This is a genomic window from Limnothrix sp. FACHB-1083, assembly GCF_014696485.1.
Lineage (GTDB): Bacteria > Cyanobacteriota > Cyanobacteriia > CACIAM-69d > CACIAM-69d > CACIAM-69d.
The window spans coordinates 212,571-226,626 of record NZ_JACJQD010000002.1 but is presented as its reverse complement, the minus strand read 5'-3'; the positions used below and the strand labels follow the sequence as shown (position 1 = coordinate 226,626).

The following is a 14,056-nucleotide window of genomic DNA, read 5'->3' as shown; positions in this document are numbered from 1 at the left end:
GGCCCCTAACGTCGGGCCCCCAAGAACGAGGGCGTGAGGTTCAGGTTTTCGGGCCCCCAGGCGGGAAACCAATTGGCCAGCAGCCGTTGATAGAGCCAAGCGCCCCCCACCCGCATCATGATCGAGGGATGGAATAGAGCTTGGGGAGAGAGGATCATGTGCTGGATTTTCCAGACAATCTCATGGATGTCCTTGTGGGCATCGGTGAGATGCAAAACTCGCTCCAGATAAGCTTGCATCCAGCGCGTGGGGCGATCGGGTCGCGGCCCCTCGGTGGCGGGCCAACGCAGGTCTTCCCCCGTGGCCATCAACCAAGGCAACTGAATCACGCGGGCCAACTCTTGCCGGAACAGGTGGGTAAATTGTCCCCAATCTAAGCCCAGTTCCGATTGGGCCCGATCGAGACAATCACCCAAGGTCACCGCGCCGAGTGCGGCCCCGGTCATGCCCTGGCCATAAATTGGGTTGAAGGTGCAAACCGCATCCCCCAACAGGGCCAGCCCGATCGGGAACGTGGCCAACTGTTCGTAATGTCGCCAGCGGTTAGCCGTGCCCCGATAGAGCTTGATGTCTGAAATCGGTTGCGCCGAGGCGATCGCCCGCGCAATGGCCGGATCCCGCAAGCTGCGAACAAAGGCCAGAAACCCTTCCTCATCGGCCGGGGGATAGTCGCCATTGGTTCCCGAAACCGTCACCACCCAGCGGTTACCCTCCACCGGATAGAGCACCCCGGCGCGGGGTTGGTGGGGCGGCTTGGCCCACAGCAAAATCGATTTCCAGGTGTTTTCCGGATCCTGGGCCACCTGGGCCAAATAGTCGGCGGGCATTTGATACCAACGGCTGGCGTAACCCAACTTGGCATCGATCGTCACTTCCGGAACGGAGCCATAGCCCAACTGTTGCAGCCAGCGGGGCATTTGGGAATTGCGTCCCATGGCATCCACCACCAATTGGGCCCCCAAGAGGGTTTCCGTGGCCAAGGTGCTCACCAGGTTTTGGGCAGAGTTCCCTTCTAGGCGCACTCCCGTGACCCGATCGCCCGCCACCACTAGCCCTTGAACCGCAACCCCCGACATAAAAATCACGTTGGGAATGGCCTGTAACCGTCGCCGCACCAAGTTTTCCAGGAGCGATCGGCTGCTGGTGCGGGTCACCAAATCCGATGAAACCCGTGGATTCCAACTGCCGAGGCCCATCATGGCGCAGTCGGCTGTCCAGTTCACTTCCACTGCTCCGGATGTGGCCAAATCATTGGCGAACCCAGGAAAGAGCGATTCCAAGATCTGCTGTCCCCGCGCCAACAGCACATGCACATGGTCAGCCTGGGGCGTGCCAGGGCGGCGATTGCACCAGGTTTCGTCCGGGGTTTCGGGTCGTTCCCAGGGGGTAGGCAGGGGATCCCGTTCCAAAACCAAGACGGTTTGGAAGCGATCGGCCAAAACTCGCGCGGCCAACAGACCCGCCAAACTTCCTCCGAGGACAATGGCGCGATCGGGCTGCGAGTGGGTGGCCGCCGCCTGATCCATCACCGGATTCATCCACAATTGGCTATGGGCTGTAATCGATCGAAGAGTAGACAACAGCATCGGACGCACTCGCAGGGTGTAAAGCAGCGTTGCAATACACTTCGCAAAATCAAGTGCCCAATCCGGAGTTTCTCTGCTGTTCAGCCAATCCACAAACTGGAATGCGCATCTGATCAACTGCGGTATTAAAATCGGCCTAGACCCGCCATGCAAACCATGCAAACCCTGTCTCCTTCGCCTGCCCCGCTCGCTTTTCGATCGAGCCGTCCCGTTGTGGCCGCCATCGACATCGGCACAAACTCCATTCACATGGCCATTGTGCAGGTGGATCCCAGTTTGCCCGCCTTCGACATCATTTCCCGCGAGAAAAGTACGGTGCGGTTGGGTGAGCGCGATCCCAAAACCGGTGATTTGACAGAGGCAGCCATGGATCGGGCGATCGCTGCCCTGCAACGGTGCTATGACCTGGCCCTGAGCCTGCAAGTGGATGAAGTGATTGCCGTGGCCACCAGTGCCGTGCGGGAAGCTCCCAACGGCCGAGACTTTTTGCGACGGGTGGCGCGGGATGTGGGCATGAAGGTGAATGCGATCGCCGGGCCCGAAGAAGCCCGCCGCATTTATCTAGGGGTGTTGTCGGCCATGGAGTTGGATGGCAAGCCCCACGCCATCATCGACATTGGCGGTGGCTCCACGGAGTTGATTTTGGGGGATGGGCGTGAACCCCTTTACCTGAGCAGCACCAAGGTGGGGGCCGTGCGGCTCACCACGGAATTTGTCCGCACCGACCCGATCACGGACATGGACTATGAGGCGCTGCGGGCCTATGCCCGGGGCATGTTGGAGCGGGCGGTGGAAGAATTGCATGGGGAACTGGTCAAACATCCCCTCGCAGATCAACTGACCCTGGTGGGCACGTCGGGCACGGCAGAATGCTTGGCGGCCATCCATGCGGCGGACACCACGGGCTATGTTCCCTCCCCGTTGCAGGGCTGTGAGTTGCCGTTGGCGGCCTTGCGAGAATGGGTCGATCGGCTGCGTCGCATGGACATTGAGGAGCGATCGACCCTGCCGGAAATGAGCGATCGGCGGGCGGAAATTATCCTGGCCGGAGCCGTGGTGTTGCAAGAGGCCATGGATCTGTTGGGAGTCGATCGACTGGTGGTGTGTGAGCGATCGCTCCGGGAAGGCGTAATCGTTGACTGGATGTTGCAGCACCAACTGATTGACGATCGCCTGCGGTTCCAAAGCTCCGTGCGCGAACGCAGCGTTCTGGCGTTGGCCAAAAAATATCAGGTGAACCTGCCTTCCGCCGAGCATGTGGCCGCCATGGCCCTCACCCTGTTTGACCAAACCCAAGGCCTATTGCACAACTGGGATGACAATAGCCGCGAGTTGCTGTGGGCCGCCGCCGTCCTGCACCAATGCGGCCATCACGTGGGCCATGATGCTCACCACAAGCACGCCTATTACCTGATCCGCCACGGGCAACTGCTGGGCTACACGGAAACGGAAATTGAAGTGATTGCCAACCTGGCCCGCTACCACCGCAAGAGCGCTCCCAAAAAACGACACGAGGGCTATCAGGCCCTGGCTGGCAAGCGCTATCGGCAAATGGTGGACGAGCTGAGCGCCATTTTGCGCCTGGCCGCAGCCCTCGATCGCCGTCAAATTCAAGCGGTGCGCCGGGTGCAATGCCAGTTTCGGCCCCCCAGTCGCGAATTTCGATTGTTGTTGGAACCGGCCGATCGCCACGATGACTGCGCGATCGAGCGGTGGAGTCTGGACTGTGAATGTCCCATTTTCGAGACCCAATTCAGCGTGGATCTGGTGACGATCATGGAACCCAGCGGTTGCTAGCCCTGGAGCCGCTGCAACCTATCCAACTGACCGACCGACCAACTGACTAATCCAACTGACCAACCAACTAACCGACCAACCGAAAAAACCAACAGTAAAACCCTAAAACGCAAATCCCTCGGGATCCGGCAACGGCGGCCCCAAATCATCCTCACCATCCACCGGGGCATTATTCTCGCCGGCCCCTTCGCCGCTGGCCAGCATCGTTTCCTCCGCCGCCAACTTCTCCGCCAGCGGCACGGATAACGCATCCTTGTAGCGCAAGCTGGAATCCGTTTCCTCGGGAATCGGCATGGCTTGGAGCTGGGCAATCAAATCGGCCGGGGCCGAATTCACCGTTTGGGAGCTGTAGCAGATAAAGAAATCAAACGAAAAGCCCCCCAACCGCAGTCGATCGCCATCCCGCAACCGGTGGCGGCCCCTCACCAGCCGACCGTTAATGAACGAGCCGTTGGTGCTGCCCAAATCCACCAAATAAAAACCCCGGCGCGGAATGTATTGAATTACTGCGTGACGACGGGAAAGACGCTGATCGGGAATCGGCAATGCTGCTTGGGGATCGCGCCCCATCATCCAAATCATTTGGTATTGCAGCAGAGATTGGCTTTTGCCATTGATCAGGTTGGAAATCAGATAGGCCTGCTGACCGCGCACCATGCCCTGGACATAACGGCTGCTGCGGAGGTGTTCACCCACCTGTTGCTGATCCGCATCCAGCAGCTCATCAAAGAAGTCGCGATGGTTGTTGTAAAGCTTTAGAAATAGCTCATAGGCTTGCTCTCGATGCTCGTCAGCATCGATCGGGGGGCGATCGGGAGTGCGAGGATCGACAGCGCGGGGGTTCATAGGGGCAGGATGTTAAAACGCAATCAACCGCGAAGCGCAGAGGTTGAGGTAGACACTTGACACCCTCCTCAGCTTAGGGGCATGAGGATTCCAACGATACACACAACCACCCCCGAGTTGCCACCTGCATTTTGAGCGACCGAGTAATTACTGAGTCATGACTGCGTGCTGACTGGGCGATCGCGCAGGTCAGCCACCGGTCTTGATGGCGCACTGGGGGAAATAGGACTCATCCATAGTGCAACGTTTGCATGGTGCAACGTTGGCAATGTCCCAGCGTACCGGCCACCAAGCGCGGTTTGCTGTTTAACCTTAGCCCACCAACATCTGGGTTGAAGCGTTTGGAGCCGTTGTGCCCATGACGGGGGATTGGGGAACGGAACGATCGGCCAATGGGGAATTTTCAGAAACCTTCAGCAGTTTGGCCAGTTCCTGGAGCTGCCCGATCGCCTCAGCCCCTTCAATTTTCATGAGTTCGCGATCATCGCGCATCTCCGTCCAGGTAATTCCATAATCGGACACCAGGAACCGGATCAGGTGATTATCGCCGAGACTAACCATAAACGATGCGCTGTTCATGCGATCGCCACAGGTATAGCACGAGGCCAAATAGCCCCGGCGTTCTAGAACATTGGCCAAGGCCTGCAGGCTCATGACGAGATCCCTGACAAACTGGCGATGTTGCTCGGCAAGTCTGAGAAACACGGCTTACCCTCGATCTTCTGGTTTCATTGTAGAGGCTGATTACGATTTTTATAGTCTCTTAAGAATTTCAGCAAGCAATCAACGGATTGATTGGTTTCGCTGATTCGATTGATGTGATGCTTGGGGCGATCGCCCTGGGCTGCCCCTTAACAATGGAAGGCGACAAAGGCCCTAGTCTGCCCAATGCTGGGTTTGGGATGGTTATCCCTAGTGCAAGGGCGGCATCGGTGACCTGTAAACTGCTGGCAAGATCCCACTAATCTGTGTCACCAGTCCGTATGAAAGAACACAGTGCTTCGAGTGGTTTCGGGATCAAACTTTGGCCAGCATTGAGCAGATTTTCCTGAAAAATCACTGAAGAAACGCTCATCAATTTCCAAGGATCCTGGAGCTTGGGCCCTTAGAAATTGCCCCTGAAAACCCTGATCCAAACTTTTGGCTACGTTGTTCGGATTGTTACATTGACCGTCCCCGGGGAATGGATGATCGGGATGGCAGGTCAGGGGGTGAATGGCAGTGGATGCGGAACTGCCTGGGGGTTTCTTCGCAACGGATTGGCGCGGATCTTGGCACGGATGTTTTAAGCCAAGGAAGCGCCCAAAGTCCAACATGACGGGGACTATTGCGATCTTCCCATGGTTTGATTCGGATCCGGGGGGATAGGAACAACCGTTGAGAATTCTTAGGATTCGATCGCAACAGGTCACAGGGGGCCGGTTGCCCAATTGAGCAGAGCAGACGCTTCCCAAAGATTTCCCAAGGGTATCAATAATGGCGCGATGATGGCGCGATTATTGGACGATCGCCCCACTGATTTTAGTTAACCTGCCACCAGCCAAAGGCCGGCCCCACAAATCGAATGGTGAGCCAAGCGGCCAACAGCGTACCGATCCCAATCCAAGCCCCGCGACTGGTGATCTTCACGAACCGATCGGCTTGCTGTTTGGTAATTGGCACGTTGGGCAAAATCGTTTCTTGAGCCTTGCCGTAGTCGTCCCCAAGGAGGGATTTGCGGCGTTTGGATTCACCCATTGTTCATCTCCACCCAGTTTTTTTGTAGATAAAGGATATCTGTTAATTAACCCTGAAACGATCGCGAAATGGTTGGGCTGGCAGTTCGATTGGGGAGCAGAGCGATCAAAAATTCGCCCGATCGCCCCCGAGGGAAATGAGCTTAGACGAACATTTCGCAAGAATTCTTCAACTTTGGATTCAGATTTCTAGCCCGTCGGCGCTGCCCTGGGAATTTCTGGAAATTTCTGGAAATTTAAAGCCAACGGGGTTCAAGGTCGTTTATCCGCTCCACGGGATCCAAGGCCGCCAAGACCTGGGAGCCATAGCTGCGGCGCACCACCCGGGTGTCCAGCAGGGCCAACAGTGGGGGCGCATTGGGATCAGGGGTCGATCGCTCCCGTAACGGCGCGATCGACCGTTGTAGATCACTAAGGGCCGAGGGCAACAGATACCAGCGAAACCAGTCCCGACGCTGGCGCTTGTAGGCGCTGACCCGGGCGGCCACCAGGGGATCTTCGAGAGAGGGAATGGGCAAGGCCGCAATCACCAGCAGGTGGGGAGCGGGCAGCCGATCGCTGTGGTTACGCCAAAAGTCCCACCCGGTGACCAAAATGCCGTTGTCATCGGGGGCGGTGCGTTCCAGTTGGACGCGGGAGCCAAATTCCGCCGCCAGTTGAGCCGCCAGTCGGCCCTTGAGGGGCACATCCCCCACCAACACCACGGTGAAGCCGGTCGGCCCTTGCCAAGCCAACAGGGCATAGAGCTGCTGAATCAGGGCCGCCTGAAATTGCGGGGTGTTGGGGAGGGGCAACTGCTCGGGTAAATAGAACCCGATCGCCTCTTGCTGTCGATCGGGCGTGAATTTCAAGCAGGTCAGCCGCTGCTCATCGCCGTTGTCCAGCCCCAACCGCGCTTGATATAAGGGAGCTTCCACTTCCAAATCCAGGAAGCTGCCAATCAGGGCGATCGGCTGGGCTTGCCAGAGGGGGCGCAAGATTTCGGCCACGTCGATCGGTTGGCATTGCAGGTGAAACTGCCCCGTTTGGCGATCGGGCTGGGCCAGGATCGGCCATTGCTGGTTTCCGGCCCGGTGCAGCAGCGCTCGCCACAGGGGCGGCAGTTGGGCCGCTAATAATCGCAATGTTTGCAGCAAGACCGCCGCTTCCGGCTCATCCAACAGCCAAGCGCCGTAGGGATTGGGGGGATGTTGCAGCAGTCCATGGGCGATCGCCACTTCCAAGTCATGGATGACCTGGGCGCGATCGGGACAGGCCAAACGCCACCGATGCCAATCGGCCGGGCTAATGTCCAGTCGCAGGGTTTCTTGCGTCCAGCGCTCCAGATCATCGGCCCCATCAATCAGGGTGGGCAGGCCGGCCAAGCGCGATCGCTGGCCCGACAGTTCCAGGCGATCGGCCAGCCATTGACTGGGGGACAAAATCCAGAGACCCGGTTGATCGGCCCGCAAGGTGGCCGCCAGGGTCTGCGCGGCTTCCGGGGGCTGATCAACCAGGCAATGCACCGGAGGCAAAGGGCGATCACTCTGGGCCAGCCACAACCGCAACCGAGCCAAGTCCACTTCTAAAAGCCGCTGTTGCACCGCTGGGGGAACCACCAACACCACCGCCTGCTCGCAGAGCAGGGCCGGAGCCAGATAGCTGAGGCGATGGCGGCCGGCGGCCACGGCCGTGCCCCCTTGGATCAGGGAACTGCGGCCCGATCGCAAGACCCGCGCCACCAACCGCGCCAGGGTTAGGTGATGTAGCCAGGGGCGATCTCCACAGGCCCGCAAAAACGCGCGTAACTGTTGGTGGACTTCAACTTCCAGCATTCTCAGCTCCCACGACCCAGGGCGGGCATCTTCACCCCCCCCAGGATGCAACTAGGGGGTTAATCCACAGAATTTGATTGAGCTAGGCCTTTGATTGAGCTAGTAGCGCGTCAAGCTTATTTTGATAGGTCAAATCAAATGACTGTTGCCGTCACCAGCTTGTTAGGCAGCAAGGGGCTTAAGCCCCTTGTTACTACGACTGACTTCGCGACTTTGACCCAATCGATTAAACCTGTAACGCTACTAGGCCAACGAAGGCGACAAAAATGGGGCGATCGAACCGCCCCATGCTCAGTGTATTGAGTGTATCGAAACTTTCCTAAGCGCCTCGATTCAGGGCCGCTTCCACTTGCCGGAACTCAGTTTCCAAACGCTTTTGTAACTTTTCAGGCACGGGGCGGTTGGGATAGGCCGAATAGTGGGCCGCCAGTGAATTCAAAGCCGTGCGCATGGTGGTGTAGGAATTTAGCCCAGCCACGCGGGTATCCCGGCGGTAGTGGGAAGCATAGGAATTGATTTTGGCGCGAGCATCGGCTTGGGCTGCTCGTTTTGCGGGATCGCTATCGGCCATGGTGATGGCATTCCGCAGGCTGCCGACCAAGGCGAGGGTATCAGCTTGGTAGTTGCCGCTGATGCCGTTGGCCGAGTCACCCGCCGCACAGCCCGTTAGGCCGATCGACACCACCATCACCAGCGCCAGTAGCCCAGAGAGAAATCGCTTCATAAAACGTTAAAAACCTGCTAGTGCTTTTAATGCCAAGACTTTGAGCCACGGGCTGAATCGATGGTAGCCATTGCCACAGACCGAGCGCTTGACAAACTAAGCCCTATCCTACCGTGCTGGATGGCCAGCCCGATCGCCCCATCGAGGCGATCGCCCCGGAGGGCCAAGGGTGGGCAGCGAATCAACCGTGTACAATTTGGAGTCACCCGTGGCCTGTTTTCCGCCACTCGGGAAGGGCATCGGCTGTCCTGTGCTGATGACCAACTCCGAATATGGATCTGGCGCAATGGATCTGGTGGTGGATGGGGCCGTTGGGGGTTCTTTGGGTTTCTTTGTTGGAGGAGTCAGCCGTGGTTCAAGCGCTTCCGTCTTCGGTTCGATCGGCCACCCCTTGGCAGCCGCCTGCTGTGTCTGAGGGTCTCACGGGTGCGGTGCTCGGCCAGTGGTTAGATCAATTGGCCGATCGAGTCATTGCAGGCGAGGCGATCGATCGAGCCACGGCCCTGATCCTGACCCAAATTGATGATCAGGCAGATATTTTGGCCCTTTGTGCCGCCGCCGATCGCGTGCGCCAAGCCCGTTGCGGCAACGTGGTTGACCTGTGCAGCATCGGCAACGTGAAATCCGGTTCCTGCTCGGAAAATTGCTCCTTCTGTGCCCAGTCGGCTCATCACCCCGGTCAGGAGTCCCCGATCTATGGTTTGCGGACTCCCGAAGAAATTTTGGCCCAAGCCAAGGCCGCCGAAGCCGCCGGAGCCAAGCGCTTTTGTCTGGTGAGCCAAGGGCGCGGCCCCAAGTATGGCGGTCGCCAGGAAAGCGAATTTGAACAAATTCTGGAAACGGTGCGGCAAATTATTGCGGAAACCAACATCAAGCCCTGCTGCGCCTTGGGTGAAGTGAATGCGGATCAGGCCCAAGCCCTCAAGGAAGCGGGCGTGACGCGCTACAACCACAACCTGGAAGCGTCGGAGGCCTTTTTCCCGAACGTGGCCACCACCCATAGCTGGCAAGACCGCGTTGCCACCATCAAAACCCTGAAGGCGGCGGGCATCCAAGCCTGCACCGGGGGCATTTTGGGCATGGGCGAAACCTGGGCAGACCGGGTGGATTTGGCCCTGGCGCTGCGGGATCTGGAGGTGGAATCGATTCCGCTGAACCTGCTGAACCCCCGAGCTGGCACGCCCATGGGCGATCGCCCCAAGCTGGATCCCTACGAAGCGGCCAAGGCGATCGCCATTTTCCGGATGATTTTGCCTGATCGCATTCTGCGCTATGCGGGTGGCCGAGAAGTGGTGATGGGTGAGCTACAAGCCCTGGGTCTGAAAGCCGGGTTGAACGCCATGCTGATTGGCCATTACCTGACCACCATGGGCCAACCCCCCGAGAAGGATCATGAAATGTTGGCGGAATTGGGCCTGGTGGGTGGCGAAGCGCCCGTCGTCGGCGCAACGGCCGCAACGATTTAAATGATTCAAATGAACGATCGGGTTAAGTGAACGATCGGGAGTGCGATCGCCCGGAGGGTGACCCCGGCGGTTGCGCTCCCTTGGGCGTTAATGGGGTATTCATAGGGCGTTAATGGGGCGTTAATGGGGCGATCGTCATGCGCCTAGAAACCTTGCTGTGGGCGGCCATCGGGGTCTTACTCTCGATCGCCGCCTCCTTTGTGGAAGTCTTTGTGCCCACGGCTCCTTGGGATTGGCTCCAAGAGGGGGTGCGGGTGGTGTCTTTGGGCACGCGCTACCAAGTGGCGGCATTGTTGCTGGTGGCCTGCTTGGGTGGGGGCACGGCGGCGGCCCTCTCGCAAATTGCCTACCTGCTGTTGGGGTTGGCGGGGTTGCCCATCTTTGAAGGGGGCGGCGGTTGGCAATATATCCAAGAACCCAGCTTTGGCTATCTCTTGGGCTTTGTGCCGGCCGGGTGGCTCTGCGGGCGCTGGGCCTTTTTGGGGCCGCCCAAGGTGGAGCAGTTGGCGATCGGCTGTGCGATCGGGTTGGTGGTGCTCCATGGGGTGGGGCTGTTGTATGCCATGGCCCTGCGAGCCAACGAATTTGAGGCGATCGCCACCACCTACTCCCAGGCGGTCTTGCCGGGGCAACTGGTGGCCGCCTGTGCCGCCGCCACGATCGCTTCAGTTTTTCGACATCTCGTGTTCTACTGAAAGTTGGCGATCCTGCGGGCATCCCATCACCCCCAGAGAACCGCCACCGTTGAATTTTGTGGATAGTCCGGTGCCAGAGTCTCGATCCAAACCGATTCCCGCCTGGGCCAAATCCTGTGGCCGCCTGGTCTCCAAGAATGGCTGGTTTTGGGTGGTGGCCGTTGCCAGCGTCGGGGTCGATCGCATCACCAAAGCCTGGGTCGCCAGCACCTTCGCCCTCACGATTCCGCCCCAGACCATCCCGCTGATCCCCGGTTGGTTTCACTTCACCTACGTGGTCAACTCCGGCGCGGCCTTCAGTCTGTTCCAGGGCAGCGGCTGGCTGCGGTGGCTCTCGTTGGCGGTCAGCGCGGCCCTGATGGCCCTGGCCCTGGGCAGCCCACGCATGAACCGCTGGGAACAGTGGGGCTATGGGTTCGTGCTGGGGGGCGCATTGGGCAACGGAATCGATCGCTTTGCCCTGGGCCATGTGATTGATTTTCTGGATTTCCGGCTGATTCGGTTCCCGGTGTTTAACCTGGCGGATGTGTCGATTAATGTGGGCATCATTTGTCTGTTGATTGCCATGTTGCAACGACCCGATCGCCCCAACACCGCCGACTAAGGAACTGGCCAATGGCCTCCCCGATCCGTCTTGGCGGGGACAGATCATGGCCCCAGGACAGCGCTTGGGCTGCTGATTGGGTCACCCTGCCTCCGTCGGGTCGTCTGCGCCGCTGGCGGTTGCTCCGTTTGTTTTTTAATCGCTCTCAGGATCTTTCATTTAGGCTCAGGCCCATGCTCAAGGCATTCCAGACCCTCCAAACCCTTTTTCAAACCTTCTTTCAAACCCTGGCCCATTGGTTGTTTCGGGCATCCTCCCTGCGCTTTTGGGCCGGAGCCGGAGCCTTAGCCCTGTCCACCACCGTCTTCTTGGTGGCTTGCCAGCCGATCGCCCTGTCCGCTGGGGGCAATGTGGATGCGGACTTTGAAGCCAAAGTGCTGGACGTGATCCGCAAAAATCCGCAAGTGATTTTGGAATCCGTGGCGGACTATAACCAACAGCAGTCCCAAAAGCAGCGGGAATTGCGGCAAAACTTCGCCCGCGATGCCAAATCTGACCCGAAAAAGGTGATTGGCAATTCTCCCACCCTTGGCAAGGGACGGGTGCTGTTGGTGGAGTTTTCCGATTTTCAATGTCCCTACTGCGGTCGGGCCTTGGCTCCCCTGAAGCAGTTCATGGAGGACTATCAAGACCGGGTGATTCTGACCTTTAAGCATTTCCCCCTCACCAGCATCCATCCCCAGGCGGTTCCCGCCGCCCAGGCCGCTTGGGCTGCCCAGCAACAGGGCAAGTTCTGGGAATATCACGATGAACTGTTTGCCAACCAATCGCGTTTGGCCGATGGCTTGTATGGGGAATTGGCTAAGAAGTTGGGATTGGATTTGAACCGATTTGAGCGAGATCGCAACAGCGAGGCGGCCAAAAAAGCCGTGACCGCCGATGCTGAGTTGGCAGAAAGCTTGGGTTTGGAAGGCACTCCCACCTTTCTGATGGCCGGTGAACCGGTGCAGGGTGCGCCCAGTCCTGAGGCGTTCAAGGCCGCCTTTGAGCGGGCCAGCAAGTAAATGAGACCGTGGGAACTGGGGGGCGCTTCCCGGCTGATGGTGGGGGCGATCGCGCCGTTGCTATGGGCGGGGGTGGCGATCGCCCAGCCGGCCCCCAGTTCCTCGGAATTACGGCTGGTTTATCCGCCGGAGGGTCATCAAACCTCGAGCGATCGCATCTTTTTTCTAGGCACTGCGCCACCCACCGGTTCGGTCACGATCAATGGCCAAGGGGTGAATCGCAGTGCCTTTGGGCATTTTGCCCCCAGTTTTCCGCTACAGCTTGGCCCCAACCGATTTGAAATCCGCTGGGGCGATCGCACCGAAATTCGCACGATTACCCGCATTGCCAATCAGCCGTTGTTGAGTACGCCCCTGGCCACCCTGGAGCCGATGGCCGATTGGGGCTGGCCGATCGGGGAGCCAATTTGCCTGCGGGTGACGGGGCGGCCCAACTTGACCATTGATGCGCGGGTGGCGGAACGGACGTTTCCGATGTTGCCCCGTCCATCCGCTGGATCGCCGTTACCCAACGCCTCAGTCTTGACGGGCAGCGATCCCCCGCCACCATCGTTGACCACCTATGAGGGCTGCTTCACGCCCGATCGCCCCGACGATTGGGGTCAGGTGCGGTTTTACATCGATGGCGAAATGCCCATGACCCCTCGCGGTCGGATCACCGTTTGGCCGCGCGATCGACGCGATCGGGCCCGGGTGACGGTTCCTTGGGGGGTGGCGCGCACGGGCCCCAGCACTGACCACAGCCGCCTCACCCCCTTGCCCCAAGGCAGCCAAGCCACCATCACCGGCCGCCAGGGCGATTGGTTGCGCCTCAGCTATGGGGCTTGGATCCAGGCCAGTGAAGTGGCGATCGAACCCAGCTCCACCCCCCTGCAAGCGGTGGTGCAAGGGATTCGGGCCCAAAATCAGGGAACGGCGGTGGAAGTACAGTTGCCCCTGAGCGAGCCGGTGCCCGTGGAAGTGCGCCAAGAGAATCAAGACTTAGTGTTGACGCTGCATCAGGCGATCGCCCAAACCGATACCGTCTTTTTGCAACGCAACCCGGCGATCAGTCAGCTCACCTGGCAGGTGTTACCGGGAAATCGCCTGGAATATCGGGCCCGACTGGCCACCGCCCAGGCCTGGGGCTGGACTCTGCGCTACGAAGGCAATGTGCTCCATTGGCGAATTAAGCATCCACCCGTGCGATCGGGGGCGGCTCCCCTCTCAGGGATCACGGTTTTGTTGGATCCGGGCCATGGGGGCCGGGAGTCGGGCGCGGTTAATGCGGCGGGCATCCCCGAAAAGACCCCCAACTTGCAAACCAGCCTGAAACTGCAAGCAGCCCTGGAGCGACGGGGGGCGCGGGTGGTGCTGACCCGATCGACCGATCAAGATTTGCCCATTCCCGATCGCCTGGCCCAAATTGCCGAACTGGAACCGACGATCGCCCTCTCGGTGCACTACAACGCCTTGCCCGATGATGGCAACGCCGAAACCACCCAAGGAATCGGCATGTTTTGGTATCACGCCCAAGCCCAGGACTTGGCGCAGTTTTTGCATGACGAGCTGACCCGCCGACTCGATCGCCCGTCCTACGGTGTGTTTTGGGGCAACTTGGCCCTGGCGCGCCCGACGATCGCCCCGGCCGTGCTGATGGAGTTGGGCTTTATGAGCCACCCCACCGAATCCGAGTGGATTACCAATCCAGCCGAGCAGGATCGGTTGGCGGAGGCGATCGCCGCGAGCTTAGAAACCTGGTTCGATCGCCTCGCACCGAACTGAGCGAAGAACCGTCGGTCATC

The 14,056-nt window shown here is 59.2% G+C and carries 13 protein-coding genes; 6 read left to right on the top strand and 7 right to left on the bottom strand.

Going from position 1 to position 14,056, the window contains the following annotated elements:
• Nucleotides 1-5: 5 nt before the first annotated feature.
• Nucleotides 6-1,586 carry an NAD(P)/FAD-dependent oxidoreductase gene (locus H6F46_RS02930; protein ID WP_190353484.1) on the bottom strand — a complete coding sequence of 527 codons (1,581 nt, stop codon included), beginning with the start codon at nucleotides 1,584-1,586 and terminating at the stop codon, nucleotides 6-8.
• 156 nt (nucleotides 1,587-1,742) lie between these two features.
• On the opposite strand from H6F46_RS02930, the gene H6F46_RS02925 reads away from it, so the two are divergent.
• Nucleotides 1,743-3,383, top strand: coding sequence for a Ppx/GppA phosphatase family protein (locus H6F46_RS02925; RefSeq protein ID WP_242027752.1), 1,641 nt, complete (start codon nucleotides 1,743-1,745; stop codon nucleotides 3,381-3,383).
• Between the two features lie 102 nt (nucleotides 3,384-3,485).
• On the opposite strand, the gene H6F46_RS02920 is transcribed toward H6F46_RS02925, so the two are convergent.
• From H6F46_RS02920 to H6F46_RS19515, 6 genes are all read right to left on the bottom strand, one after another.
• A complete protein-coding gene (locus H6F46_RS02920; protein WP_099532371.1) occupies nucleotides 3,486-4,229 on the bottom strand; it encodes an FHA domain-containing protein in 744 nt (247 codons plus the stop codon).
• Nucleotides 4,230-4,541: 312 nt separating this feature from the next.
• The gene (locus H6F46_RS02915) at nucleotides 4,542-4,934 is read right to left on the bottom strand and encodes a DUF1815 family protein (protein WP_099532372.1); all 393 of its coding nucleotides are present in this window, start codon (nucleotides 4,932-4,934) and stop codon (nucleotides 4,542-4,544) included.
• An 816-nt stretch (nucleotides 4,935-5,750) separates the two neighbouring features.
• Nucleotides 5,751-5,966: a DUF2839 domain-containing protein gene (locus H6F46_RS02910; RefSeq protein WP_099532373.1), complete on the bottom strand. Its 216-nt coding sequence runs from the start codon at nucleotides 5,964-5,966 to the stop codon at nucleotides 5,751-5,753.
• 235 nt (nucleotides 5,967-6,201) lie between these two features.
• Entirely contained in the window at nucleotides 6,202-7,779 is a 1,578-nt protein-coding gene (locus H6F46_RS02905; protein ID WP_190353482.1) for an ATP-dependent DNA helicase, read from the bottom strand.
• A gap of 319 nt (nucleotides 7,780-8,098) precedes the next feature.
• Nucleotides 8,099-8,503, bottom strand: a complete 405-nt coding sequence (gene psb27, locus H6F46_RS02900; protein WP_099532375.1) for a photosystem II protein Psb27 — start codon at nucleotides 8,501-8,503, stop codon at nucleotides 8,099-8,101.
• Nucleotides 8,504-8,611: 108 nt separating this feature from the next.
• Nucleotides 8,612-8,743, bottom strand: a complete 132-nt coding sequence (locus tag H6F46_RS19515) for a hypothetical protein (RefSeq protein ID WP_255508484.1) — start codon at nucleotides 8,741-8,743, stop codon at nucleotides 8,612-8,614.
• Between the two features lie 110 nt (nucleotides 8,744-8,853).
• Here H6F46_RS19515 and bioB point away from each other — a divergent pair, with 110 nt between their 5' ends.
• The 5 genes from bioB (at nucleotide 8,854) to H6F46_RS02875 (ending at nucleotide 14,036) form a co-directional block, all read left to right on the top strand.
• Nucleotides 8,854-9,969, top strand: a complete 1,116-nt coding sequence (gene bioB, locus H6F46_RS02895) for a biotin synthase BioB (protein WP_190353481.1) — start codon at nucleotides 8,854-8,856, stop codon at nucleotides 9,967-9,969.
• 137 nt (nucleotides 9,970-10,106) lie between these two features.
• Nucleotides 10,107-10,664, top strand: coding sequence for a biotin transporter BioY (locus tag H6F46_RS02890; RefSeq protein WP_199291359.1), 558 nt, complete (start codon nucleotides 10,107-10,109; stop codon nucleotides 10,662-10,664).
• 124 nt (nucleotides 10,665-10,788) lie between these two features.
• Entirely contained in the window at nucleotides 10,789-11,268 is a 480-nt protein-coding gene (gene lspA / locus H6F46_RS02885) for a signal peptidase II (RefSeq protein ID WP_190353670.1), read from the top strand.
• A 173-nt stretch (nucleotides 11,269-11,441) separates the two neighbouring features.
• Nucleotides 11,442-12,272: a thioredoxin domain-containing protein gene (locus H6F46_RS02880; protein WP_190353480.1), complete on the top strand. Its 831-nt coding sequence runs from the start codon at nucleotides 11,442-11,444 to the stop codon at nucleotides 12,270-12,272.
• Nucleotides 12,273-14,036 (top strand): N-acetylmuramoyl-L-alanine amidase, encoded by a 1,764-nt coding sequence (locus H6F46_RS02875; protein WP_242027751.1) that lies wholly within the window; start codon nucleotides 12,273-12,275, stop codon nucleotides 14,034-14,036. It abuts the gene before it with no gap.
• Nucleotides 14,037-14,056 lie beyond the last annotated feature (20 nt).